Annotated in this window: 20 protein-coding genes; 8 read left to right on the plus strand and 12 right to left on the minus strand. The window is 54.9% G+C overall.

Annotated features, from left to right (window positions below):
* Positions 1–15: 15 nt before the first annotated feature.
* The 3 genes from nirD to RGU70_RS10895 are packed head-to-tail and all read left to right on the plus strand — an operon-like array spanning position 16 to position 4,362.
* The gene (nirD, locus tag RGU70_RS10885; protein ID WP_322209405.1) at positions 16–363 is read left to right on the plus strand and encodes a nitrite reductase small subunit NirD; all 348 of its coding nucleotides are present in this window, start codon (positions 16–18) and stop codon (positions 361–363) included.
* Complete coding sequence (locus RGU70_RS10890; protein ID WP_322209406.1) at positions 360–1,592, plus strand: NAD(P)/FAD-dependent oxidoreductase; 1,233 nt, start codon at positions 360–362, stop codon at positions 1,590–1,592. The genes nirD and RGU70_RS10890 overlap by 4 nt, the downstream gene beginning before the upstream one ends.
* 13 nt (positions 1,593–1,605) lie before the next feature.
* The gene (locus RGU70_RS10895; RefSeq protein WP_322209409.1) at positions 1,606–4,362 is read left to right on the plus strand and encodes a molybdopterin-dependent oxidoreductase; all 2,757 of its coding nucleotides are present in this window, start codon (positions 1,606–1,608) and stop codon (positions 4,360–4,362) included.
* Between the two features lie 409 nt (positions 4,363–4,771).
* On the opposite strand, the gene RGU70_RS10900 is transcribed toward RGU70_RS10895, so the two are convergent.
* The 6 genes from RGU70_RS10900 to RGU70_RS10925 form a co-directional block, all read right to left on the minus strand.
* The gene (locus tag RGU70_RS10900; RefSeq protein WP_322209410.1) at positions 4,772–5,893 is read right to left on the minus strand and encodes a porin; all 1,122 of its coding nucleotides are present in this window, start codon (positions 5,891–5,893) and stop codon (positions 4,772–4,774) included.
* Between the two features lie 316 nt (positions 5,894–6,209).
* Positions 6,210–6,746, minus strand: a complete 537-nt coding sequence (locus tag RGU70_RS10905) for a hypothetical protein (RefSeq protein WP_322209411.1) — start codon at positions 6,744–6,746, stop codon at positions 6,210–6,212.
* A gap of 147 nt (positions 6,747–6,893) precedes the next feature.
* The gene (locus tag RGU70_RS10910; protein ID WP_322209412.1) at positions 6,894–7,847 is read right to left on the minus strand and encodes an NAD(P)-dependent oxidoreductase; all 954 of its coding nucleotides are present in this window, start codon (positions 7,845–7,847) and stop codon (positions 6,894–6,896) included.
* Between the two features lie 13 nt (positions 7,848–7,860).
* Positions 7,861–8,544: a 4-carboxy-4-hydroxy-2-oxoadipate aldolase/oxaloacetate decarboxylase gene (gene ligK, locus RGU70_RS10915; protein ID WP_322210777.1), complete on the minus strand. Its 684-nt coding sequence runs from the start codon at positions 8,542–8,544 to the stop codon at positions 7,861–7,863.
* Positions 8,537–9,604, minus strand: coding sequence for an amidohydrolase family protein (locus tag RGU70_RS10920; protein ID WP_322209415.1), 1,068 nt, complete (start codon positions 9,602–9,604; stop codon positions 8,537–8,539). The genes ligK and RGU70_RS10920 overlap by 8 nt, the downstream gene beginning before the upstream one ends.
* A gap of 1 nt (position 9,605) precedes the next feature.
* Positions 9,606–10,745 carry a 4-oxalomesaconate tautomerase gene (locus RGU70_RS10925; protein WP_322209417.1) on the minus strand — a complete coding sequence of 380 codons (1,140 nt, stop codon included), beginning with the start codon at positions 10,743–10,745 and terminating at the stop codon, positions 9,606–9,608.
* 139 nt (positions 10,746–10,884) lie between these two features.
* On the opposite strand from RGU70_RS10925, the gene RGU70_RS10930 reads away from it, so the two are divergent.
* From RGU70_RS10930 to RGU70_RS10940, 3 genes are all read left to right on the plus strand, one after another.
* Entirely contained in the window at positions 10,885–12,090 is a 1,206-nt protein-coding gene (locus RGU70_RS10930) for a LysR family transcriptional regulator (RefSeq protein WP_322209418.1), read from the plus strand.
* Between the two features lie 303 nt (positions 12,091–12,393).
* Entirely contained in the window at positions 12,394–13,722 is a 1,329-nt protein-coding gene (locus RGU70_RS10935) for an MFS transporter (RefSeq protein ID WP_322209419.1), read from the plus strand.
* Between the two features lie 140 nt (positions 13,723–13,862).
* Positions 13,863–15,167: a gallate dioxygenase gene (locus RGU70_RS10940; protein WP_322209420.1), complete on the plus strand. Its 1,305-nt coding sequence runs from the start codon at positions 13,863–13,865 to the stop codon at positions 15,165–15,167.
* Positions 15,168–15,268: 101 nt separating this feature from the next.
* Here the strand turns inward: RGU70_RS10940 and RGU70_RS10945 are convergent, their stop codons facing one another.
* Positions 15,269–15,883: a recombinase family protein gene (locus RGU70_RS10945; protein WP_322209421.1), complete on the minus strand. Its 615-nt coding sequence runs from the start codon at positions 15,881–15,883 to the stop codon at positions 15,269–15,271.
* A 176-nt stretch (positions 15,884–16,059) separates the two neighbouring features.
* On the opposite strand from RGU70_RS10945, the gene RGU70_RS10950 reads away from it, so the two are divergent.
* A complete protein-coding gene (locus RGU70_RS10950) occupies positions 16,060–19,068 on the plus strand; it encodes a Tn3 family transposase (RefSeq protein WP_322209422.1) in 3,009 nt (1,002 codons plus the stop codon).
* A gap of 206 nt (positions 19,069–19,274) precedes the next feature.
* On the opposite strand, the gene RGU70_RS10955 is transcribed toward RGU70_RS10950, so the two are convergent.
* The 5 genes from RGU70_RS10955 to RGU70_RS10975 form a co-directional block, all read right to left on the minus strand.
* On the minus strand, positions 19,275–20,051 hold the full coding sequence (locus RGU70_RS10955; protein ID WP_322209423.1) for a peptidylprolyl isomerase: 777 nt from the start codon (positions 20,049–20,051) through the stop codon (positions 19,275–19,277).
* A gap of 121 nt (positions 20,052–20,172) precedes the next feature.
* The gene (locus tag RGU70_RS10960) at positions 20,173–20,484 is read right to left on the minus strand and encodes a BolA family protein (RefSeq protein WP_322209425.1); all 312 of its coding nucleotides are present in this window, start codon (positions 20,482–20,484) and stop codon (positions 20,173–20,175) included.
* Positions 20,481–21,101, minus strand: coding sequence for a septation protein A (locus tag RGU70_RS10965; protein ID WP_322209426.1), 621 nt, complete (start codon positions 21,099–21,101; stop codon positions 20,481–20,483). Before RGU70_RS10965 ends, RGU70_RS10960 begins: the two co-directional genes overlap by 4 nt.
* 20 nt (positions 21,102–21,121) lie before the next feature.
* A complete protein-coding gene (gene msrB / locus RGU70_RS10970) occupies positions 21,122–21,523 on the minus strand; it encodes a peptide-methionine (R)-S-oxide reductase MsrB (protein WP_322209427.1) in 402 nt (133 codons plus the stop codon).
* A gap of 43 nt (positions 21,524–21,566) precedes the next feature.
* Positions 21,567–23,084: a protein adenylyltransferase SelO gene (locus tag RGU70_RS10975; RefSeq protein WP_322209428.1), complete on the minus strand. Its 1,518-nt coding sequence runs from the start codon at positions 23,082–23,084 to the stop codon at positions 21,567–21,569.
* 209 nt (positions 23,085–23,293) lie between these two features.
* On the opposite strand from RGU70_RS10975, the gene RGU70_RS10980 reads away from it, so the two are divergent.
* Positions 23,294–24,244, plus strand: coding sequence for a branched-chain amino acid ABC transporter permease (locus RGU70_RS10980; protein ID WP_322209429.1), 951 nt, complete (start codon positions 23,294–23,296; stop codon positions 24,242–24,244).
* Positions 24,245–24,274 lie beyond the last annotated feature (30 nt).

Below are 24,274 nucleotides of genomic sequence, written 5' to 3' on the forward strand. Positions count from 1 at the left end.
ATCAAAGGACCTATCATGCCTGGCACTCAACAGGAAATACGCTGGATTCCGATCTGCAAGACGGACGATATCGTTCCCAATACCGGGGTCTGTGCGCTGGTCTTTGATGAACAGATTGCGGTATTCCATGTGCATGACGGCAGCGACCGTTTCTTTGCGATTCACAATTTTGATCCGAACGCGAATGCGGCGGTGCTGTCGCGTGGTCTGGTCGGTAATCTGGGCGAACGCATTGTGGTGGCCTCGCCGCTCTACAAGCATCATTTCGATCTGCAAACCGGTGAGTGCCTGGAAGTGCCTGAGCATTCGGTGAGCGTCTATCCGACGCGTATTGATCAGGGCATGGTCTGGGTCGGCGCATGAATCCGCCGCTTCCGCGTCGACAATCCTTGGTCGTAGTCGGCAATGGCATGGCCGGTATGCGGACGGTGGAAGAAACGATGAAGCTGTCACCGCTGATGTACGACATCACGGTGTTCGGCGCGGAGCCACACGGTAATTACAATCGTATCCTGTTGTCGCCGGTGCTGGCCGGCGAGAAAAAACTGGAAGACATCATGCTGCATACGCGCCAGTGGTATGTGGATAATGACATCACTTTGTACGCGGGCGATCCGGTAGTGTTTATTGATCGCAAGCGGCGTTACGTGCGTTCGCGCAGCGGAGTGGAAGTGTTTTACGACCGGCTGCTGCTGGCGACCGGTTCGACGCCGTTCATCATTCCGGTACCGGGACATCAGCTGCCGGGCGTGATTGCCTTCCGCGATATTGCCGATGTGGAAACCATGCTGACTGCGGCGCGTAATCACCGGCATGCGGTGGTGATCGGTGGCGGTTTGCTGGGACTGGAAGCGGCTAATGGCTTGTTGCGTCAGGGCATGGACGTGACGGTAGTGCATGTGGGCGATAACTTGATGGATAGACAGCTCGATAAACCGGCGGCAGATTTATTGAGGAAGGCACTGGAGACAAAAGGACTGCGCGTGCTGGTGGCAACGCATACCAGCGAGATCGTCGGACGCAATGCCGTGACGGCGGTGCGGTTTGCCGATGGCAGCGAGATTCCTGCTGATCTGGTGGTGATGACTGCGGGCGTTCGTCCCAATATTGCGTTGGCACAGCAGGCGGGTTTGCATTGCGAACGGGCGATTGTGGTCGACGATACCTTGCAAACCTACGATCCGCGAATTTATGCGGTGGGGGAATGCGTGCAGCATCGTCAGGCGACTTTCGGTCTGGTCGCACCGATCTGGGAGCAGGCACGCGTGTGCGGCGCGCATCTGGCAGGTACCGGGCATCGACGTTATGCGCAGCAAGCAACGGCAACCAAACTGAAAGTGACCGGGGTCGATCTGTATTCGGCGGGCGATTTTATCGGCAGCAGCGGCACGGAAGATCTGGTCTTGCGCGATCCGCGTCGCGGCATCTACAAACGCCTGGTGGTCAGAGATAATCAGGTCGTTGGCGCGGTGCTGTACGGCGATGTGAAAGACGGTCCCTGGTATTTTGAGCTGATTCAAAAGAAAATCGATATTTCCTCGTGGCGTCATCATTTGCTGTTTGGCGAAGCGCTGTGTACATCAACTGCCTGAGGAGGACTCTCTCTTGAAACTTGCCGCGCCTCTGTTTTCTCCTGTTAGTACGTTAACCACTTGCCCGTACTGCGGCGTTGGCTGCGGTGTGCGCGCCACCGTTCTGGAGGACGGTAAAGTGGGTATCGAAGGCGATGTCAGTCATCCCGCCAATGCCGGTCGGCTGTGCGTGAAAGGTTCTGCGCTCAATGAAACGGTGGATCTCGATGGTCGTCTGCTTTATCCGCAGATGCGTGTGGGCGGCGTCATGCAGCGTACTGGCTGGGATTTTGCGCTCGATACGGTGGCGTCGGGACTCAAGGAAATTATTGCGCAACATGGCCCGGATGCCGTGGCGCTGTATGTCTCCGGTCAGTTGCTGACCGAGGATTACTACATCGCCAACAAGCTGATGAAGGGCTATGTCGGCAGCGCCAATATTGATACCAATTCACGGCTGTGCATGTCTTCGGCTGTGGCAGGGCATAAGCGGGCCTTCGGCGAAGATCTGGTGCCGGTCAGTTACGACGATCTGGAACTGGCCGACATGATCGTGCTGGTCGGTTCCAATACCGCCTGGTGCCATCCGATTCTGTTTCAGCGCATCGTGCAGATGCGCAAGACGCGGCCGGAAGTCAAACTGGTGGTGATTGATCCGCGCCGCACCGCGACCTGTGAACTGGCCGATCTGCATCTGCCGGTCAAGTCGGGTACCGATGTCTGGCTGTTCAATGGCTTGCTCAGTTATCTGGCGCGTCACGGTGCGGCTGACAAGGGGTTTATCGCGCAGCACACCAACGGGTTTGATGCGGCATTGGCCGCGGCGGAGATCGATTGCGCCGACACCGCCGCCGTCGCCAGAATCTGCCAGATTGCCGAAGCGGATTTGCTCGATTTTTACCAGCAGTTCTGCGCGACGCAGAAGGTGATTACGGCCTTCTCGCAGGGGGTTAATCAGTCGTCGTCGGGCACGGACAAAGTCAACAGCATCATCAATTGCCATTTGTTGACGGGTCGTATCGGTGCGGCTGGCATGGGGCCATTTTCGATTACCGGGCAACCGAATGCGATGGGTGGGCGCGAAGTGGGCGGACTGGCCAATATGCTGGCTGCGCACATGGAGCTGGATAACGCGGGTCATCGTGAGACGGTGCAGACCTTTTGGGAATCGCCTGCGATGGCAGATCGCGCCGGATTGAAGGCGATTGATCTGTTTCAGGCGATTGAGGCCGGGCGCGTCAAGGCGGTGTGGATTATTGCCACCAATCCCCTGGTCAGTTTGCCGGATGCCTATCAGGTGCGGCGGGCGCTGGAAAAATGTGAGCTGGTGGTGGTGTCCGATATCATCGAACGCACTGATACCAATGCTTTTGCGCATGTGCTGTTGCCTGCGCTCGGCTGGGGTGAAAAGGATGGCACGGTCACGAATTCGGAGCGTCGCATTTCGCGGCAACGCGCGTTTTTACCTGCACCGGGCGAGGCGAGGGCGGACTGGCAGATTCTTTGTCAGGTGGCACAGCGCATGGGGTTTCGTGGTTTTGAGTTCGATGCGGTGCATCAGGTTTTTGATGAACATGCGCGCTTGAGTGCGTTTCGTAATGGTGATGCTGAAGGGAATGACGCTGGGGTACCTACGTATCCGCGTGTGTTTAATCTCGGTGGTCTGAGTGGATTGGATCAGCAGCAATTCGACGCCTTGCCACCGATTCAGTGGCCGGTGTTGAGTGCGGCATCCGGCCTCGTCAGCGGTACGCCGCGTTTGTTTGGCGATCAGCGCTTTGCACATGCAGACGGGAGAGCGCGTTTTATCGCGACGCCGCCGCGTGCGCCGGGGCATCTTCCGGACACAGCGCATCCGCTCATCCTTAATACAGGACGTGTGCGCGATCAGTGGCACACCATGACGCGCACCGGGAAATCGCCCAAGCTGGCAGACCATGTGCCGGAATCGTTTGTCGATATGCATCCGCAGGATGCGCTGCTTTATGGTGTGCGCGAAGGCGGACTGGCGCGGGTTTCTTCGCAATGGGGCGAGATCGTGGTACGGGTGCAGCATGGCGGTGGAATTGCGCGGGGCAATGTCTTTGTGCCTATCCATTGGAACAATCAGTCGGCTTCCGATGCGCGTGTTGGTGCGCTGGTGAATCCGGTGCAGGACCCGGTGTCGGGGCAGCCGGAATTCAAACATACGCCGGTGCGGGTGGAGGACTTTCCGGTGTCCTGGCATGGTTTTGTGTTGAGCCGGCGTACGATAAACCTGGACGGTGTGACGCACTGGACGCGCATTCAGGGCAGGGAGTTTGTGCGTTATGAGCTGGCTGGACGCAACGTGATGCAAGATCAGGGGCAATGGGTGCGTGACTTATTGGACATTACCGATCCCGATGCCGACTGGCTGGAATATGCGGATACTACTGCCGGTGTTTATCGTGCTGCGCATCTGGTCGATGATCGTATCGATACCTGCGTATTCCTTTCACCCAGGCCAGACTTGCCTTCCCGCGCCTGGCTGGCGGGATTGTTTGCCAAGGAGTTGCTGGAGGATGTTGATCGTGTCGGATTATTACTCGGGCAGCCGATTGAAAAGGGTATCGATGTCGGGCCGACGATTTGTTCTTGTTTTGGCGTTGGCCGCAATACGATTTGCGATGTGATCCGGGAGAAAAAATTGACGACCGTCACACAGGTGACTGCATGTGTGAAGGCGGGCGGGAATTGCGGCTCGTGTGTGCCGGAAATCAAGAAGTTGCTGGTTTCGACGCTGGAGTTGGCGTTGGAGACGACGAGTTAATTAAGGCGGTGCTGAGGTCTGGTGTTGGTGATGGCAGCGCAAAGTATTACTGATGAGCATCGTCAGAAACTTGGATAGTTGCTTACGGACTCATGCCGTATTTGGGGTATGGGGAGCAACGGAACAGAAACTACGGTTAAGCGTTACAGTTATATAGCTTCTTCCCAACTATAGATTTTTTATATATTGCAGATTTTTATTATCTGAAAATTATAAGATTCACGCATAATTGTAGCGAGCTGCATTCAGCGGCTTTTTCGACCAGAATTAACTGCGCGCCCTCACATCAAACCAGAGATAGTTGCGAATGAACCCGCATTCAGCCGTGTTGGTACCAATACGTAGAAACACGTCTCGTACACAAGCGAGGCACTAGGCCTCACCTGCGTGAATACCGCTTCTTCAATAATTAGAACAAATGACGGATTCCGACCTGAACACCTGTTTCACTTTGCCCAGCGCCAGGCGTCAGAAAAGATCCAGTCGTGATGCTGGCGCCGGCCATCTTGAACTGCGCGGTATTGGAATTATTCAATCGCGACGCAACGGAATAAAGTCGTGTCCGTTTAGATAGATCGTAATTCACGATCAGGCTAACCTGTCTGGCATTATTCCCAAAAGCAGAGCTATCCTTGATCAAGCCATAGCCAGCACCAATCGTCGTTGCGGGGTTGACGCGATAGTCTGCGGAAACGCTATAAGTGTTGTGATAGTTACCCGGCGTGTTACCTACCGGACCGACAGTCGGATCGTATTTTCCCGCAGGATTGCTGAGCGCGTTGCCCGTCGTTGCCGATATCACCTCATTCGCACGGAAATAGCCAAGATAGACTTTGCCGTGGCCATACTCTACATTCCCGCCGGCCATGAATTCCTGAACGCGATTGGTGTTGGTCGCATTTGCCGCGGTCAGATAAGCCAATGCAAAGAAAACAGGCCCCTGCTGGGTCTGTCCCGCCGCCTGATAGACCGCATTGCCTGCAATATTGCCGGCTTTTTCGCCCAGCGAGTAATGCAATTCGATTTGTGAATTGTAGATTTTTGGGGAAGTATAGCTAATGTCGTTATCGACGCGCGCCAGCCAATTGGAAAAGTTGTTGTAAGCAGACCCATAGGTTGCTGCCCCGAATGCATCCATATTGCCGCTATAAGCAAACATTGGTGTGTTCTGGCGCCCGGCGCGCACTTCGCCGAAATTCCCTGAAATGCCTACCCAAGCCTGGCGATCGAACAAGCGAAAGGAATTTTGTTGTTGGCCTGTCCCTGGATCAAATCCATTTTCGAGATCGAACGTGGTCTTGTAGCCGCCGCCGAGATCCTCGTTACCACGGATGCCCCAGCGACTTGTCATTTCACCGTTGTTACCGAGTACCGTCAGTGAAGTGTGCTTACCTCCGACCGTTGACGATTGATAGCCACTGAACATATCGAGTACGCCGTAAAGGGTTACCGAAGACTGTGCGAATGCTGCTGAACTAGCGACCATTCCCAGCGATGCGGCCATTAATGTAATGTTGATATTCTTTTTCATAAATTTTCCTCTTTTTTTGTATATTTTTTGACGCATTTCATTCAGAAGACGCTTGTATTCTTCTTTAGAGTGGGTGCGACAGGTTGATTCGATATTCTTTTTGGCGTGTAGACAATGCCATCATTTATCCTGAATGCGCGAAAAGCGGTCGGCGCGCACCTCGCGCTTTAGTCACTCAAGGATGCGTCCATAAATCACCAAAAAGACGGCGGTGCAATCGCTCACCACGCGACAAGCAGCCTCTACTTATCGCGAAATGGGTAATGATCGTTACAGCGCCGCTCGTGAAGTATTTACGAAGGTAGTGCTAGCGTATTTATTGAATAGCCAATCGGCGCTTGACAGTCAATGCCAAGGGCACCGTAAAGAAGAAGTGCGACATGAATCCCCCGATGATCACGACAGGATCATAGTAATTAGGGTGGTTGTCGGAGGCGATCATGATCGCCACATGCATGATGATCCAGGCAAACATGGCGTAAAAAAGCGCTACTAGCGTTACTTCATACCCGCGTCGGCGAAAATACGGCCAAATGGCGGCAAATAAGACACCCCAGGCACTTGAGAAAATAAAGTGGATGGCGATACCGATGATGTAAGCCCATAGGCCGATCGACTCTTGCACCTCTTTTCCGAACACCAAGCCCGTTGCGTTTCTAGGAATTCCAGCCAGTGGCAATAAATGCTGCGCTCCTACCCAAACAAGGGCTTCGTAGATCCAGATAACTACTCCGCCGGTCAAACCAGCGATCACTCCGGCGCGTATGATTGCTTTCCAACTCGGCATTTCTGAAGCGTATGATGTCGAAACACCGTTGCCTTCAACGCCGCTTATATGTATGTTGCTAGCCATGTCTAATCTCCTCTTTTTTATTAAAAAATACTGCCTTACAAACATCACGTTTCACCACATCCTTCAATTGCACGCATACCGCGTACACTTTCGAATTTTCGCCAGCGGACATTTGTGAAACAATGCCGCTGTCATTGATAATCGTCACTAGTCAGCGGTCGCATTAAGTACCGGGTGCGGTGCTGTCAATTCTCCTGTCATCTCTTCTTTACCTGCAAAAAGTAGTCGTTCCGCATACTCCTGCCATGACGCATTCTTTGGGACTTTGTCGAACAAGCCGTCACTTGCCAGCGTAGCGACCCAGTCAAGTTTTTCTGCGATGCCGACGGCCATCAGTGGCGCAAATCCGGCCTCGCGCACTGTGGCGGCAGATTCCCGCATTTCTTCAGCCCGCCGCTTGCCATGCTGTACAACACGACTAAAGAAATAAGTGCCTTGGGCCGACCAGTCAATTTGCGGGAAGGTTTCAGCCAGCGTCGGCAGCACCTTGTCGGCCACCCCGTAGTACAGCGCGGTGCTGTAGCTTTCGATGACCAGCGTTTCCATACCTTTGATCATGATGCTGCGGCACATTTTGATTGCGGAAGCCACACCGATGTCGACGGCAACTATCGTGGCATCCATACCCCAGGCGCGCAGCGCAGGTGCCAGCTCGCCGGCTCTTGCACCACCAAGAAGCATTGGCACTTTAATGCCATGCGGCGGTACCGAGCTCATCACCCCGGCTTCCACATAATGGCCTCCTGCCTCTTCAATGGCCTGCGCCGCCTGACGTTTAGTACCGGGCGAAGCCGAGTTCAGGTCTAGGAATAGGGTACCCGGCCGAATATGTCGGGCTGCTTCCTGTGCCACCGCCAGCGTATTAGAAGCGGTCACCGCCGAAATAATCAGTGTTGCCGCGTCGCATAAGGCTCCCAAATTGGGGGCAATATCGATGCCAGCGCGAGCGGCAGTCTTTAAAAGCTCCAGCTCCGTACCAGAATTCTCAAGCTTTCGGTCGTAGGTTGTGACGGACGTAATCCCACGCTGTCCCTTGAGCCCGGCAGCAAATATCCTACCGACCTCGCCATACCCGATTATTCCAATGTAGTTATTTGTCATGGTGCAGGTCATATCAGTCGATGTAACGCAGCCCTGCCTTGGCCAGTAAATCGCGCATTTGATACATGTCCAGGCCCAGGACGCCGCTGGCAAGCGTTTCCCTTTTTTCGGCTTCATTGGCTTCGCGCGCCGCCGCCGCCGCCGCAGTCGCGGCCGCGAATTGGGCTGGTACCACAACGATGCCGTCGTCGTCGGCGATCACCACATCACCCGGATTGACCAGCGCGCCGCCGCAGACCACGGGTATGTTGACCGAACCCAAGGTCGCCTTGATGGTGCCCTTGGCGCTGATCGCCTTTGAAAATACCGGGAACTGCATCGCGGTCAGATCCTTGATATCGCGTACGCCAGCGTCGATGACCAGACCCTTGGCGCCGCGAGCACGAAAGGAAGTCGCCAGCAGGTCGCCGAAATAGCCATCGGTACACTCCGCCGTAACGGCTGCTACCACGACATCTCCCGGTTCAATCTGCTCGGCGGCGACATGCATCATCCAGTTGTCGCCAGGTTGTAGCAACACTGTTACCGCTGTGCCGCACATGGTTGCACCGACATAGATAGGACGGAGGTACGGTCGCATCAGGCCAACCCGCCCCATGGCTTCATGAATGGTGGCGGAGCCGAAAGCTGAGAGAGCTTCGACGTCGGCCTTACTTGCACGTTGGATATTGCATTTGACGATACCGAGATTATTCAGTGACATGATGTGTATCCTCTTGTTTTGTTTTAGCCTTCAGAGCAGCGTCCAGACGCGGGAATACACGGCGGGCATTGCCTTCGTAAATCTTGTAGCGGTCTTCAGCGCTTAGCTGGACTGACGCTTCGATATAACGCTTGGTATCGTCGAAATAGTTACCGGTCTCGGGATCGATTCCCCGTACCGCGCCGATCATTTCGGAGGCGAACAAAACGTTGTCAACCGGGATAACTTTGGTCAGTAAATCGATCCCCGGCTGGTGATAGACACAAGTGTCAAAGAAGATGTTGTTGAGCAGATGCTCTTTCAGTAGCGGCTTCTTCATTTCTTGCGCCAACCCGCGGAAACGGCCCCAGTGATAAGGCACGGCGCCGCCACCGTGCGGAATCACGAACTTCAACGTGGGGAAGTCATGGAACAGGTCGCTGGACAAGAACTGCATAAAAGCCGTGGTGTCGGCATTCAGGTAATGCGCGCCGGTGGTGTGAAAGCACGCGTTGCAACTGGTGCTGACATGGACCATTGCCGGAATTTGATATTCAGCCATCTTTTCATAAAGGGGATACCAGTGGCGATCCGACAGTGGTGGCGATGTCCAGTGGCCACCGGAAGGGTCGGGATTCAGATTGATGCCGACAAAGCCGTATTCGGTCATGCATTTTTCAAGCTCGGGAATGCAACTGCTCGGATCCATACCGGGTGACTGCGGCAACATCGCCGCGCCGATAAAGTTATCCGGGAACAGTTGCGATACCCGGTAACACAGCTCATTGCAGATCGCAGCCCAGGTGGCGCTGGTGTTGAAGTCGCCAATATGGTGCGCCATGAAACTTGCGCGCGGCGAGAAAATCGTCATATCCAGGCCACGCTGCTTCATTAGACGCAACTGGTTAGTTTCAATCGATTCGCGCAGTTCGTCATCGCTGATCCGTAACTCCGAAGGTTTCGGTCCCAGCTTCGGCGTCGCAAGGTTGGCGATCTGGCGATTGCGCCAATCCTCCAGCGCTTTAGGGGCGGTAGTGTAATGGCCGTGGCAATCAATGATTAACGGATGTTGCATATTATTTTCCTTTCCAGGCTGATGCGGGAATCATGACTTCGCCGCGCATGATCAGACGAGCGGTGCGAAGCAGGGCAGCGCGGGTAACGCTTTGTGGATGAGCAGGATCCAGTCCGAGTTCGACGCTAAATTCACCGGTCGGATGCTCGACCGATATGATTTTGGTGATGCCATCCGGAACGACAGCCAAGCCTTGGGCGACCGATCCTTCCAGTACGCAAGCGGTGGCCACGGTCACTGCGGCTAGTACGCCGATGGCGTCGTGACAGACGTGAGGAATAAAACAGCGGGTAGCAATATTACCTGCGGCTTGTGGTAGGGCAAGCAGGCACATCTTTGGATAATTTTTTTTACTGACGTCGCCCAGTCCCATCATCGGGCCTGCCTGTAGCCGTAAGGCTTCTAGTTTTCCCTGCAGTTCGGTGTCGGCGTCTAGCTGTGCCACGGTCTCGTTACCACTGCGGTTGAGATCTGCAGCCCGTACCAGCACCATCGGCATGCCATTGTCTATCAGTGTCGCGTCGATGGTGAAAGGCGCAACGTTACTACCTTGCACGGCGATGGTGTCCAGTACGCGTCCCGTTGGCAGCAACGCAGGGCATACTGAACCGGCTGTATCGAGGAAGTTAATAGTGACGGGTGCGGATGTACCGGGTACGCCGTCGATTCTGGCATCGCCGCCATATTGCATCCGACCGTTTGGTGTTTGTACTGTGATGTCGCATTGCATGCCGGTGTTCAGGGTCAACACTCTGACGGTCGTGGTGTCGCCTTGGGCAACGATGATGCCGCGCTCTAGCGCGAAGGGGACAACGGCGGCCAGCATATTACCGCAGTTAGGCGTGGTATCGACCGTGTTGTTGTCGGGCTGCAATTGCGCAAACAAGAATTCGAGGTCAACGCCAGGCTTGCTGCTGAGGCCTACGATGCCAGCCTTGCTGGTCAGCGGATGAGCCCCTCCCAGTCCATCAATCTGGCGGCGGTCCGGCGAACCCATGACGGCCAGCAATATGCTGTCGCGCAAGGCCCGATCCTCCGGCAAGTCGGCGTTGAGGAAGAATGGTCCGCGTGAGGTGCCACCACGCATCAGCATGCAAGGCACCGGAAGCAGATCAGATTCAGTGTTAAATGTGGTGGTCATGGTAAAAAGGTCATCTGACTTGAATGTGTCTAGTATCTGCAGGTAAGCGCATGTCTTGGTTGCCTTATGCCGCGATAAGCGTTCTAATTTGCTTATCAAGTTGTATCAGTGCGCGCGTCTTCAGCTATCCTCCTACCCCATGCCTATCCTGAACCTTCACCATCTTCATGTATTTAGTACCGTTGCTGCCACGGGAGGGATACGTCGCTCTGCGGACCTGTTGTATCGCGCGTCTTCTGCGGTGGGGAGATCGGTGGCGGCGCTGGAAAAACACCTTGAAATTCAGCTGTTTGAGCGCAAAGGAAACGGTATGCTATTGACGGCGGCCGGAGAAACCGTGCGCTTGCGGACCCACATTATCGAGGCGGAGTTGCGCGATGTTCGCGATGACGCGGTGCGGTTTGCTGCGCGCGAAGGCGGCTTTGTTGGGAGCATGGAAGCACTGTTTAATGAGCGCCGCCTGCAGAGCGCGGTCCTGCTGGCTGACGTGCATCACATGCCAAGCGTGGCACGTGTGATGGGCATGTCGCAGTCGGCGATTAGCCAAGCGATAACAAAACTGGAGGACGCTCTTGGGCAGACGCTGTTCCGTCGTACCGCGCAAGGGATGATGCCTACTGACGCTGGAACACGCTGGATTTTACGATTCAATCGCGCGCTGGTGGAACTGGATCATATCGTCTCCGACATTGCTGCGCTCAAAGGCGTGCTCGAAGGCGTCATCACGGTGGGGGCGCTTCCGCTTGCGCGCACGTTGGTGCTACCCACTGCGATCACATCCATATTGAAAAAGTATCCGCAACTGCGGGTGCGTTCGTTGGAAAGTACTTACGAGGAACTCACCGCAGGACTGTTAAGCGGTCGGATCGATTTCATTATCGGCGCGCTACGAACCCCAACCGAGAACGGGCTGCAGGCGTCGACTTTGCTTCAGGACCAGACCGCGGTGATCGCCCGAGCCGACCATCCGTTGGCATCAAAGCCCGTGCTAAGCTTTGATGATTTGCAACAGTACGCCTGGGTGTTATCCCGTGCCGGGACGCCGCTACGCGTGTCGTTGGAACAATTTTTTCAAGACCACGGTAGAAAACCGCCACAACCCGCAGCAGAAACAGGAGACCTTGCCCTCCTTCGCGGACTGCTTGTGTCAAGCGATATGATCACTGTGCTGTCTGCTCATCAGCTGCATTATGAAATTACCACTGGGCAGTTGACGGTATTGCGGTTTCCAATGGATGGTCTCAACCGGCAAATTGGCGTGACAACGCGTGCCGGCGCTTACTTGTCTCCCGGTGCAACTGCGCTGTTGGCAGAACTTCAATCCGTGGCCGAAACTTGGCAATAGCGCATCTTTTATCGGTCTTACCTCGATAAGTTCGCCACTGCACAGAAAGTCATAATTTCGCAGCGTGAGACTAGATACGTCTGTATTTAGTCCACGACCTGAGTGTGCCACCTACCTCCAATAAGTAAATTGCAACGCTCTCGAAGCTCAGAGCAATGCGACATACAGGCACTCTGCGTAGACTTCAATTATCAAGTGACGACATCTGCGTGCCAGCAGTAACAGCGTCTTGGTGGCCCGCTACTGCGGTAATTAGCCCCATAAATTACAAAAACAATAATTGAATTTCTCTCAGGAGACGAAATGACACCTTCTCAAACGCTCGATGTTCGGGCTTATATTAATGACCGGAAAATGACCAGTTACCAATGGTTATTGCTTGGGCTTTGCTTTCTCATCGTGGCGACTGATGGTATGGATGTCGCCATCATGGGTTTTCTCGCGCCGGGCATCACCAATGAGTGGGGTATTAGCCGTGCGGTCTTTGGTCTTGTGATGAGCGCCGCCCCACTCGGTCTGGCTGTCGGCGCATTGCTTGTCGGCCCTCTCTCGGACCGATTCGGTCGCAAAAAATTATTAATGACCGCCGTGGCGTTGTTCAGCATATTCAGTATCCTGAGCGCCTACAGTACAGGCGTGACATCGTTGTCTGTTCTGCGCTTTCTGACCGGACTTGGGTTAGGTGCGGCCATGCCGAGCACTACCACGCTGTTATCGGAGTATCTGCCCGAGCGGTCACGCAGCACGTTGTTGGCGTTGATGTTCACCGGGTTTAATCTCGGTTCGGCTCTGGTCGGGTTCGGTGCCGCGGCGTTGTTGCCGCATTACGGATGGCGCACGGTGTTGATGGTCGGCGGTGCGATTCCACTGGCCTGTCTGCCATTTTATTTGTGGCTCATACCTGAATCAGCACGCTTTTTGGTAGTACGAAACTTTTCCAGTGACAAGATCGCGCGTACCCTGCGGAAAGTTTGCGGTGGCAGCTTTTCCAGCGGTACGCGCTTCGTTCTCAATGAACCACCGGTACAAAAAGGCATGTCTGTAAAAGCATTACTGTCGCCGTCCTATCGCAAGATGACGATCGCGCTATGGGTTACCTATTTCATGGGATTGCTGGTCATCTATCTTCTCAGCGGCTGGTTGCCGACGCTTATTAAAGATGCTGGCCTGCCAATCGAGCGTGCCGCAAATCTCACCGCGCTGTTCCAGCTCGGTGGCACCGTTGGTGCTTTGGTCGTAGGTTACTACATGGATAAATTGACGCCGAACCGTGTTATTGCAACGGCATATATTGGCGGAGCGATATTCATTGTGTTGCTGGCTTCGGGCAGCGTCGTCTCAAGCTTGTTCGGCGTATATGTACTGCTTGCGGGCTTCTGTATGAGCGGTGCGCAGACCGGCATGAATGCTTTCGCACCGGCATGCTATCCGACTGCAGTGAGAGCGACGGGCGTGAGCTGGATGTTGGGCATCGGCCGCTTTGGCAGCATCTCCGGCTCGTTTGCCGGTGGTCTAATGCTATCGATGGGATGGGGATTCAGCGCGGTCATCGCTATTCTTGCAGTGCCCGCGATGATCGCAGCATTTTCAATTGTTTTCACCAAGTTTGCCCCCCGCACCGCGAGCGCATAAGGCATGCCGGATGAACGTTAAGCAGGTACGCCCCGCTATCCGTTTGTCCGGCAATTCCATTGGAACTGGCGCAATATGACTATCGCATTTTTCCTTTCTACACATTAAGTCTGTGCCTACGCGCGGATCAGGAGCTCATTATGGCCACCATCATCGGCGCGATAGCGTCATCCCACACTCCCACGATTGGCTTTGCGCTGGATACCGGCAAGCAACAGGACCCAGCTTGGGCTCCCATCTTCAAGGCTTACGAACCGGTCAGGCAATGGCTTTCGGAAAAAAAACCAGATGTGATTCTGATGATCTACAACGATCACGTCACCTCTTTCTTCTTCGATCATTATTCTGCGTTCGCACTCGGCATCGGTGATTCCTGGCGGGTTGCAGATGAAGGCGGCGGTGCGCGTGCATTGCCGCCAGTCGACGGCCATCCCGCACTGTCGCGGCATATCGGTGCGTCGCTCATGGCCGACGAGTTCGATATGTCTTTTTTCCAGGATAAAGGGCTGGACCACGGCTGCTTTTCTCCGCTCTCTATTCTGTGGCCAAACACACCAAGCTGGCCCGGTGCCATCGTGCCACTGCAGGTGGGCGTGCTGCAATTCCCGGTGCCATCCGCACGCCGTTGTTACAAGCTGGGTCATGCGTTGCGACGTGCAATTGAAAGCTATCCCGACGATATAAAGGTCGTACTGGTTGCCACCGGTGGACTATCCCACCAAGTACATGGTGAGCGCGCCGGATTTAACAATACCCCGTGGGACCACGAATTTCTGAACCTGATTGAAAACGACCCTGAATCCCTCACCAACATGACCCATGCCGATTTTGCGCGGCTAGGCGGATTTGAAAGCGCCGAGGTCATCATGTGGCTCATCATGCGCGGCGCTATGTCAAGTCACATCAAGTGCCTGCATAAAGACTACTACCTGCCGTCCATGACCGGCATCGCCGTTGCGCTGTATGAGAACGACGCTACCGCGTCAGAGGCTGTCACTGCGCGCGCCCGTGAAGAACATCTGAAGCACATGAATCACCAATTAGCGGGTATCGAAAACTTGCCCGGGACCTATCCTTACACGCTTGAGACCAGCGTGCGGACCTACCGCATAAACAAGTATCTCCATCAACTGGTAGAGCCAGATTTTCGGGTACGTTTTCTTGGCGATGCCGAAAGCACCTTTGAGGAAGCGGGGTTGACCGAGGTAGAGAGGAAGATGATTTCTGAGCGCGACTGGCGGGCCATGATTCACTACGGCGTTATTTTCTTTTTGTTAGAAAAGCTAGGAGCAGTCGTCGGAGTGTCCAACCTGCATATTTATGCCGCCATGCGCGGCGAATCATTGGATACATTTCGCCAGACGCGCAATGCGCCAGGTGCACTGTATTCGGTGGCAGGAAAGGTAGATAAGGATTTAGTATGGAATAGCGAAATCAGGAAATGAATCGTCATAAAGTTGACTTGATATGTGATCGATAATTTTATTTTGTCGAGCAATCAACCTTATGAAGCAGATTTTGGGTGGACTATAAGACTCACACCTAATTAGCCCTTTGATAGCAATTTCTGGCCGTCCGGCCGGAGTTCTCCCTGAGGAGAAACGTGCCGATACAACGTCTGCCGGGTAATTCCCATTTCTTCGCAAAGATCGCCTACGGTTGTCTCAGGCTGCCCCATGGCAGCCATTGCCAGACGCAGCTTGGCAGGTGTCATTTTGAATGGTCTCCCACCTTTTCGGCCCCGGGCGCGTGCCGAAGCCAGCCCGGCAATGGTACGTTCGGAAATGAGTTCTCGTTCGAACTCAGCCAACGCGGCGAAGATACCAAAGACCAGTTTGCCAGCGGCGGTCGTGGTATCGATTGCTGCACCATGTCCGGATAACACCTTGAGTCCCACACCTCGACCGGTTAGATCATGCACCGTGTTGATAAGATGACGTAAATTCCGGCCGAGCCGATCCAGTTTCCACACCACCAAGGTATCGCCTTCGCGCAATGCTTTGAGGCATGCGGTGAGGCTGGGGCGATCTTCTCGTTTGCCAGAAGCTTGGTCTTCATAAAGATGTTTTGGATCGACGCCAGCAGCCACCATAGCATCGTGCTGCAAGTTGGTGTTCTGGGAGCCGTCCGCCTTTGATACGCGCATGTAGCCAATTAGCATATTTTTACCTGTCACTCACTTGTCACTTATACGGTCGATTATGTGACATTGTCCCGCAGTATTACTTCTTCAACAAAATTTGTCACTTAACCCGTTATTTATTGTATGACATACAAAGGGCTATAATCGATAAAAATGTGACACCCATTCGACCCACGTTCTTATGATCATTTATTGTGCCTGTTAATTTTCTTACTCCTAGTCAGATTCGGAGCCATGGCCGTTACGATGGTCCGCCTACCACAGACGAACTCTCACGCTATTTTCATCTGGACGACACCGATCATGCGTTGATCAATACGCGTCGGGAAAAACACACCAGGCTTGGATTTGCACTTCAACTCGCCACCGTCCGGTTTCTCGGTACCTTTCTCGATGATCCGGCGGACGTCCCCAACGAAGTTATCAGGATACTGAGCCAGCAACTGGCGATTGACGATGGCGATTGCCTTTCAAAATACCGCAATAGTCGGCAACGCTGGGAACACGCGGCTGAAATACGCAGGTATTACGGCTACCGGGAATTTACCGAGTATCCGGTTGGTTTCCTTCTGGGGCGATGGCTCTATGCCTTGTGCTGGACCGGAACCGATCGGCCGAGCGTGTTGTTCGAGCGCGCCACTACTTGGCTATTGACCGGCAAGGTTCTACTGCCAGGCGCGACCGTGCTGGAACGTTTCATCGCGCGATTACGGCAGCGCGTGGAAGCGCGGCTTTGGCGCATGTTGTCGCACGGACTGAGTCTCGAACAGCGTATGCGGTTAGATGACTTACTCACGGTTCCGGCAGGCAACCGCAATTCGACGCTTGACCGACTGCGTACCGGTCCGGTTATGGTCAGTGCCTCGGCGCTGGTTCGCGCTCTTTTGCGCATCGAGGCCATCCGTGCGTTAGAAATTAGGTTGCCGGGGACGGCGAAAATTCCGCCGAGTCGCATTGCCGCGTTGGCCCGCTTCGCCAACACATCGAAAGTCACGGCGGTGTCTAGACTGCCTGAGGCACGCCGCATGGCAACGCTGGTGGCTTTCGTTTATACGCTGGAAGCCACAGCGCAGGACGATGCGTTGGAAGTCATGGAAATATTGCTGCATCAGTTGTTCAGCGGCGCGATGAAAGCTGATCAAAAAGCGCGCCTGCGCAGTCTGAAAGATCTGGATGCGGCAGCGACGGTGTTGGCGCAGGCTTGTGCATTTCTGCTCGACGTCGAATTGCCCGATAAAAAGTTGCGCGCAATGGTGTTCGAGAAAATTCAACAGGAACGACTCGCTGAAGCTATGCAAAAGGTGAGCGCCTTAGTCCGGCCGCCACAAGACGTTTTTTATCGGGAACTACACGCCCGTTATCGTCGGGTGCGGCGGTTTTTGCCTTCGCTACTGCAACATATCCATTTTGGTGCCGGACCCGCCGGCCGCACTGTGCTGGAAGCCATCAAATATCTGCATGTGCATGAAATCGATCATAAACGGAAGATCGATCCGCCGATGGCGATCGTGACAAAAGCATGGTTACCGCATGTGATCCCGGGAGAGGGCCAGCTGGATCAACGGGCGTATATGTTTTGTGCGCTTGATCAGTTGCGTTCTGCATTGCGCCGACGCGATGTATTTGCTGACCCGAGTTGGCGCTACGCCGATCCGCGCAAAGGATTATTGTCAGACGCCGACTGGACGGCGGCGCGTCCGGTTATTTGCCGCACGCTCGGATTTTCTCCGGACGTCACACCGGTGTTGGCGGCCTTGGCGACAGAACTGGATCAAACGTATCGCGCTGTGGCGACACGCCTGCCGGAGAATCCGGCTGTGCGCATTGTGTGCAATGACGAGCAACATGATCTCGTTCTGAGTCCGCTTGACAAGATCGAAGAGCCACCCTCCTTGCTGGCATTGCGAGCAGAAGTGGCGGCGCGTCTGCCGCGTGTCGATGTGCCGGAAATTCTGCTTGAGATTGCCGCCCGTACCGATTTTGCGGAGGCGTTCACGCATGTGAGCGAACGCGAGGCGCGGGCGGCCGACTTGGTCACCAGTGTCTGCGCCGTATTACTAGCCGAATCGTGCAACACCGGATTTGAGCCTTTGGTGCGGCAAGATGTCGCGGCCCTGCGACGTGATCGACTGTCTTGGGTCAATCAAAATTACATTCGCGATGAAACGCTGATTGCCGCGAACATGCGTCTGGTGTCGGCGCAAAACAAGATCGGATTGGCGCATGCCTGGGGCGGAGGCGAAGTCGCTTCTGCTGATGGCATGCGTTTCGTAGTTCCGGTGCGCACCGTGCACGCCGGACCAAATCCCAAGTATTTTGGTATTGGCCGCGGCGTTACCTGGTACAACATGCTGTCCAGCCAATTTACTGGCTTGAATGCCATCACGGTACCCGGTACATTGCGCGACAGCCTGGTCTTACTAGCCGTCGTGCTGGAACAGCAAACCGAGCTGCAGCCGACCCACATCATGACCGACACGGGCGCTTATACGGACATCATCTTCGGTCTGTTTAGATTGCTGGGATATCGCTTCAGTCCACGCCTTGCCGATGTCGGCGGCACGCGGTTTTGGCGCATCGATCCCGATGCCGATTACGGTCCGCTCGACAAGATTGCGAAACAACGGGTCAACATGGCACTGATCGCTGAGCAATGGGACGATATTTTGCGATTAATCGGTTCGCTGAAGTTAGGACGAATACCGGCGACAGGGATCATGCGCACGCTGCAGGTCGGTGACCGACCTACGCGAATGGCCAAAGCCCTGGCAGAATTCGGACGTATTGAGAAATCGTTACACACACTGACCTTCATCGATAATGAAACCAAACGCCGCAATATTCTGATCCAGCTAAACCGTGGCGAAAGCCGCCACGCTCTGGCGCGGGCCATATTCCATGGAAAACGTGGCGAGTTGCATCAGCGTTATCGGGAAGGCCAGGAAGACCAACTGGGTGCTTTGGGACTGGTCGCCAACGTCATCGTATTGTGGAATACCATTTATATGGAAGCGATTTTGAACAAGCTACGCAGTGAAGGTTACGTGGTGATAGACGAAGATGTGGCGCGATTGTCACCCTTGATTCATGAGCATATCAACATGCTGGGACGCTATTCTTTCGCGGTTCCAGAATCTGTGCTTCGCGGAGAATTGCGACCGCTTAGGTCGCCGGGCGATACGGATAGGGAGTCTGTTCCGTAATCTTTTATATGAAAATTCGGTGGCTATCTGGTGTTTATATGACTTTTAGGCTTAACCGCAATTTCTGTTCCGTTGCTCCCCACCCCCCTATTTCTCTTCTGATATGACGCCACTTGGTGTTCGACAAGGCAATAAAAAAGGCACCGCATGCGGTGCCTTTTTCTCGTTTCCCTCCTTGCCAGTGCGGCAAAAAGAGGAAAGAGGTATTACTGGATCTTGGCTTTTTTACGCAACTCTTCTTGATACGCTTGCAATTTCTTCTGTTGCAGCGCTTCGGTGATTTGCGGTTTGACTTCTTCCAGCGTAGGGATCTTTGCCGCACGTGTATCTTCCAGCTTGATCACGTGAAAACCGAACTGAGTCTTGACCGGTGTTTCGGTGATCTCGCCTTTTTTCAGTGCGACCAGCGCGTCTGAAAATGGTTTGACGAAAGAAGCTGGGGACGCCCAGTCCAGATCGCCGCCATTGGCAGCTGAGCCGGTGTCTTTCGATTGCTTGGCCAGATCTTCAAACTTGGTGCCGGCTTTGAGTTTGGCGATGATGGCCTTGGCTTCTTCTTCGGTGGCTACCAGGATATGGCGGGCATGGTATTCCTTGTCGCCAGCCTGCGACTTGAAGCGGTCGTATTCGGCCTTGATGGCGGCGTCGGTCACTGGATTCTTGCGCAGGTAGTCAGCAACGACCGCACGGACCAGAATCGACTGGCGCATCAGTTCCATCTGCGCTTTGACTTCGGCGCTGCTGTTGAGGCCAAGATGTTCCGCTTCCTGCATCAGGACTTCGCGGCCAATCAGTTCTTCTTTGGCGGCGCTGCGCAGTTGTGGGGTGTCAGCCTGACCTTGAGTGACCAGTTGTTTGACCATGGCATCGGCGCGCGATGAGGGGATGGCCTTGCCGTTGACGACGGCAATATTTTGAGCGAACACAGGTAAGGCGATGGCAGCAATTAATGCGACCAGCAATTTAGCAGGTTTAAAAGTCATTGTGATTCCTAAAATGAAAAGAAACGTGGGAAGGTAATGTGCTGGAAGAGTTGATGAAGATCTGAGATATGAAATGGGTCGGTCGGAGTATTTATGGACATTGTTAAGGTCGGGTCCGACTTTAAGGCATCTCTGATGACTGGCTTTCTGCATCCGCCAGTCTCGCTGCATCTGCCGGCGTTAATGCAGTAATCGCCAGCGCATGAATATCGTCTTGCATCATGGATGAGAGGCAATCATACACCAGCCTATGGCGTGCAATGCGGTTTTTACCCTCAAAATAAGATGTAACAATATTTATCCGAAAATGCCCGCCACCGCTGGCGGCACCGGCATGGCCGGCATGCAAGGCCGAATCATCTTCGACGATGCAGGACTGCGGCGCAAAAGCAGTTTCCAGTTTTTGCTGGATGGCGTCGACGCGCGCGTTCACTCTGCTTCCTTGATGTATTTGGACAGCATGAGCGTTTGCGCCACGATGAAGATGAACATCAGACCAATGCCGCCGAACAACTTGAAGTTGACCCAGTCGGCCGTTGAGAAATGAAAGGCGACGTACAAATTGAGCCCACCCATGACGGCAAAGAAAGCCACCCAGACCAGGTTCAGGCGCGCCCATATCGGTTCTGGCAAGACCATTTGTTTTTCCATCATCACGCGGATCAGGTTTTTTTTCAGGATCAACTGACTGCCCAGCAGCGCGGCGGCGAAACACCAGTACAACACGGTCGGCTTCCATTTGATGAAGGTGTCATCATGGAAATAGATGGTCGCGCTACCAAGGAAAGTAATGATCAGCAGGGATACCCACAACATGCCGTCGACTTTCTTGCGGCGTGCCAGCAGGTAGCCGATCTGCGCTAACGTGGCGATGATCGTGACCGCTGTTGCCAGCAGGATAGGGGCTTGCGACGGCAATATCGATCCGCCCGACATCAGGCCCGACATGGTGTCGGTAACCAGTGATTGCGCGGCGGCGACATTCCCTTCGCCCCATTTGAAGACGATGAAAAATAATATGACGGGGAACAGATCAAACAAAAACTTCATGGGGAAATCACTTATTCAGGTTAGGCAGCAGGGTCGAAACGCAGTGAGGCCGAATTGATGCAATAGCGCAGTCCGGTCGGCGGCGGGCCGTCTGGAAAGACATGACCCAGATGCGCATCGCAGACATTGCACACGATTTCAGTGCGTTGCATGCCATGCGAACGGTCCACTATTTCACGCACATTGTCGGCATTCAATGCCTGGAAGTAACTGGGCCAGCCGCAACCGGAATCAAACTTGGTATCGGAAGCGAACAGCGGCGTGTTACAGCAGACGCAAGTATATATGCCGGCTTCATGGTGGTCCCAGTATTGCCCGGTAAAAGCGCGTTCGGTCGCAGCCTGCCGGGTGACCTGGTACTGCATGGTGTCGAGCATGGCACGCCATTCGGCGTCGGTCTTGCGGATTTTTTCTGTGCTCATTGCGGGTTGCTCCTAATCGAAAATGCGTGCGTTTCGGTCGATCTCATGATGAACAACTTACCTCCAGATGCTGCGCCCAGTCGGGTGGCAGTTCAGCGTAGCGCTCATATTCCGGTTGTTCGTCAAACGGATGTTGCAGGATCTGTAACAAGGTGGCGACTTCGGAAAAATCTTTCTGTTCCGCTTTTTCTATCGCTTGCTGCGCGAGGTAATTGCGCAGCACATACTTGGGGTTGATTTGGTCCATTGCTAGTTTACGCGGCTGGTCCTGGCTATTTTCCTGCCGCAGACGGGCGCGATATTGCACCGCCCAGGCATCGAAAGCGTCGCGGTCGATAAACAGGTCGCGCAGCGTATGTTCCGCTTCAGCAGCGGGACTGTGCGCGTCTGTTGATGGTTCGACAGTGAAGTTGCCTAGTGAGCGGAAAAACAAAGTGAAATCGACATGACTCGCTTGCAAGATGGCAAACAAGGCATCGCTCAGGGTAGTGTCGTCGGCCTGTTCGGTTTGCAAACCGAGTTTGGCGCGCAGCAGGCTTTGAAAGTGTTCGGCAAAAGCGGGCTGATAGACGGCCAGTGCTGCTTTGGTTGTTTCGACATCGTCGATCAGCGGCAGCAGCGCTTGCCCTAAAGCGTAGCAATTCCATTCGCCGATTTGCGGTTGCATCGCATACGAGTAGCGTCCCTGCTGGTCGGTATGGTTGCAGATATGTTTGGCATCGAACGCTTCCATGAAACCGAAGGGGCCGTAATCGAGGGTCAGTCCGAGGATGGACATATTGTCGGTATTCATCACGCCATGCATGAAACCGACCGCCTGCCAGTGCGCAATCATGTGCGCGGTGCGGCGCGTGACTTCGCTGAGCAAGGCGGCATACGGCTGCTCCAGCGCGGCCAGTTCCGGGAAAGACTGTGCAATCACGGTATCGGCCAGCAGCTTGAGCTGATCATGGCGCTGGCCGTAATACCAGTGTTCAAAGGAACCGAAGCGGATAAAGCTGGGAGCCAGACGCGTGACGACCGCGGCGGTTTCGGCGGTTTCGCGCACCACGGTCTGATCCGAGCCGGTGATGCACAGCGCCCGCGTGGTCGGAATGCCAAGCGCGGCCATGGCTTCGGAGCAGAGAAATTCACGGATCGATGAACGCAGTACAGCGCGCCCGTCACCCATGCGCGAATAGGGGGTCTTGCCGGCACCCTTGAGTTGTACTTCCAGCGTGCCGTTGCCGGAGACGACGTCGCCCAACAGAATGGCGCGGCCATCGCCCAGTTGTCCGGCCCAGACGCCGAACTGATGGCCGGAATAGACGGCGGACAGCGGCTGCGAACCTGGGGCGATCTGGTTGCCGGTCAGGATGGCGAGCAGTTCCGGCCTTGCTACTTGTTCTGCGCTCAAGCCTACCAGTGCCGCCGCCGATGCGCTAACCGCCACCAGATAAGGGGCGGGCAAGGGGGTAGGCATCAGCCGGGTATAAAACGCGGGCGGTAATGCGGCAAAGGCATTTTGAAACGTCAGGCCGGACGATTCAGCGTGCAGCTCTGGCTGAATGGAATTTTGCATGCCGTTTCCTTGAGTGAAGAGGGGATGTCGAAGGCGTAGCGCTATGTCGCGCGCAATCTGGCATTTTAAAGGATTACGCCATGCCGCGTCGCCACCGCTCATTCGAGGGAGGCGGTGCGCCACCAGCCGGAACCGCTAAAATACGCCACGGCTAAACTCCGGCCGCGAGAAATAGGGAAAGAAATAGAAAAAGAAAGGGATGACGTCGTTTGGAATTTTTTTCAGTCACTTTGCTCAACGGCCTCAGTTACGGGCTCCTGTTGTTCCTGCTGTCGTCCGGCTTGACGCTGATTTTCAGCATGCTGGGCGTGCTCAATTTCGCCCATGCCAGTTTCTATATGTTAGGGGCCTATCTGGCCTCGACCCTCAGCGCGCGTTGGGGTTTCTGGCTGGCCTTGCCGCTTGCGCCTTTGCTGACGGGAGTCATGGGGGCGCTGGTGGAGCGTTACGGCCTGCGACGGGTGCGGCGGCATGGACATCTGGCTGAGCTGATGTTTACCTTCGGCCTCGGTTACGTGATGTTGGAACTGGTGCAACTGGCATGGGGGCGAGGCACGCAGCCGTACGCCGTGCCGCCCGGCTTGCAGGGCACACTCTTTCTGCTGTATTCCACGGCGTTCCCGATCTATCGCGGCTTCATGCTGGCGGTGGCTTTGCTGACGCTGGTATTGCTGGCAGCGGCGCTGCGGTATAGCCGCGCCGGACTGCTGATTCAGGCGGCCTTGCAACATCCGTCCATGGTGCAGGCGCTGGGGCATGATGTGCCGCGCCTGTACATGCTGACTTTTGGCGGCGGTTGCGCATTGGCCGGACTCGCCGGTGTATTGGGTGGCAATGCTTTCGTGACGGAGCCGGGCATGGCTGCCACGGTCGGCAATGTGGTGTTTGTCGTGGTCGTGCTGGGTGGATTGGGATCGCTGGCCGGTGCTTTCTGCGGTTCACTGCTGATTGGCTTGCTGCAAACGGCGGCGGTCTCTATCGATTATTCGATGGCGCATTTGCTGGCCGTGATGGGTGTTGATGCGGCCGCGCTGCCGCTGGCTCTGGCACCGCTCTGGCAATTGAGTCTGGCGCAAATGGCGCCGGTGCTGCCTTATATGCTGTTGGTGCCGATGTTGATTTTCCGGCCCCGTGGCTTGCTTGGACGACGCGCAGGATGAGGCCGCGCCGCCTTTTCTGGATTGCTGCCG

The organism is Herbaspirillum sp. RTI4, from assembly GCF_034313965.1.
Lineage (GTDB): Bacteria > Pseudomonadota > Gammaproteobacteria > Burkholderiales > Burkholderiaceae_D > Herbaspirillum.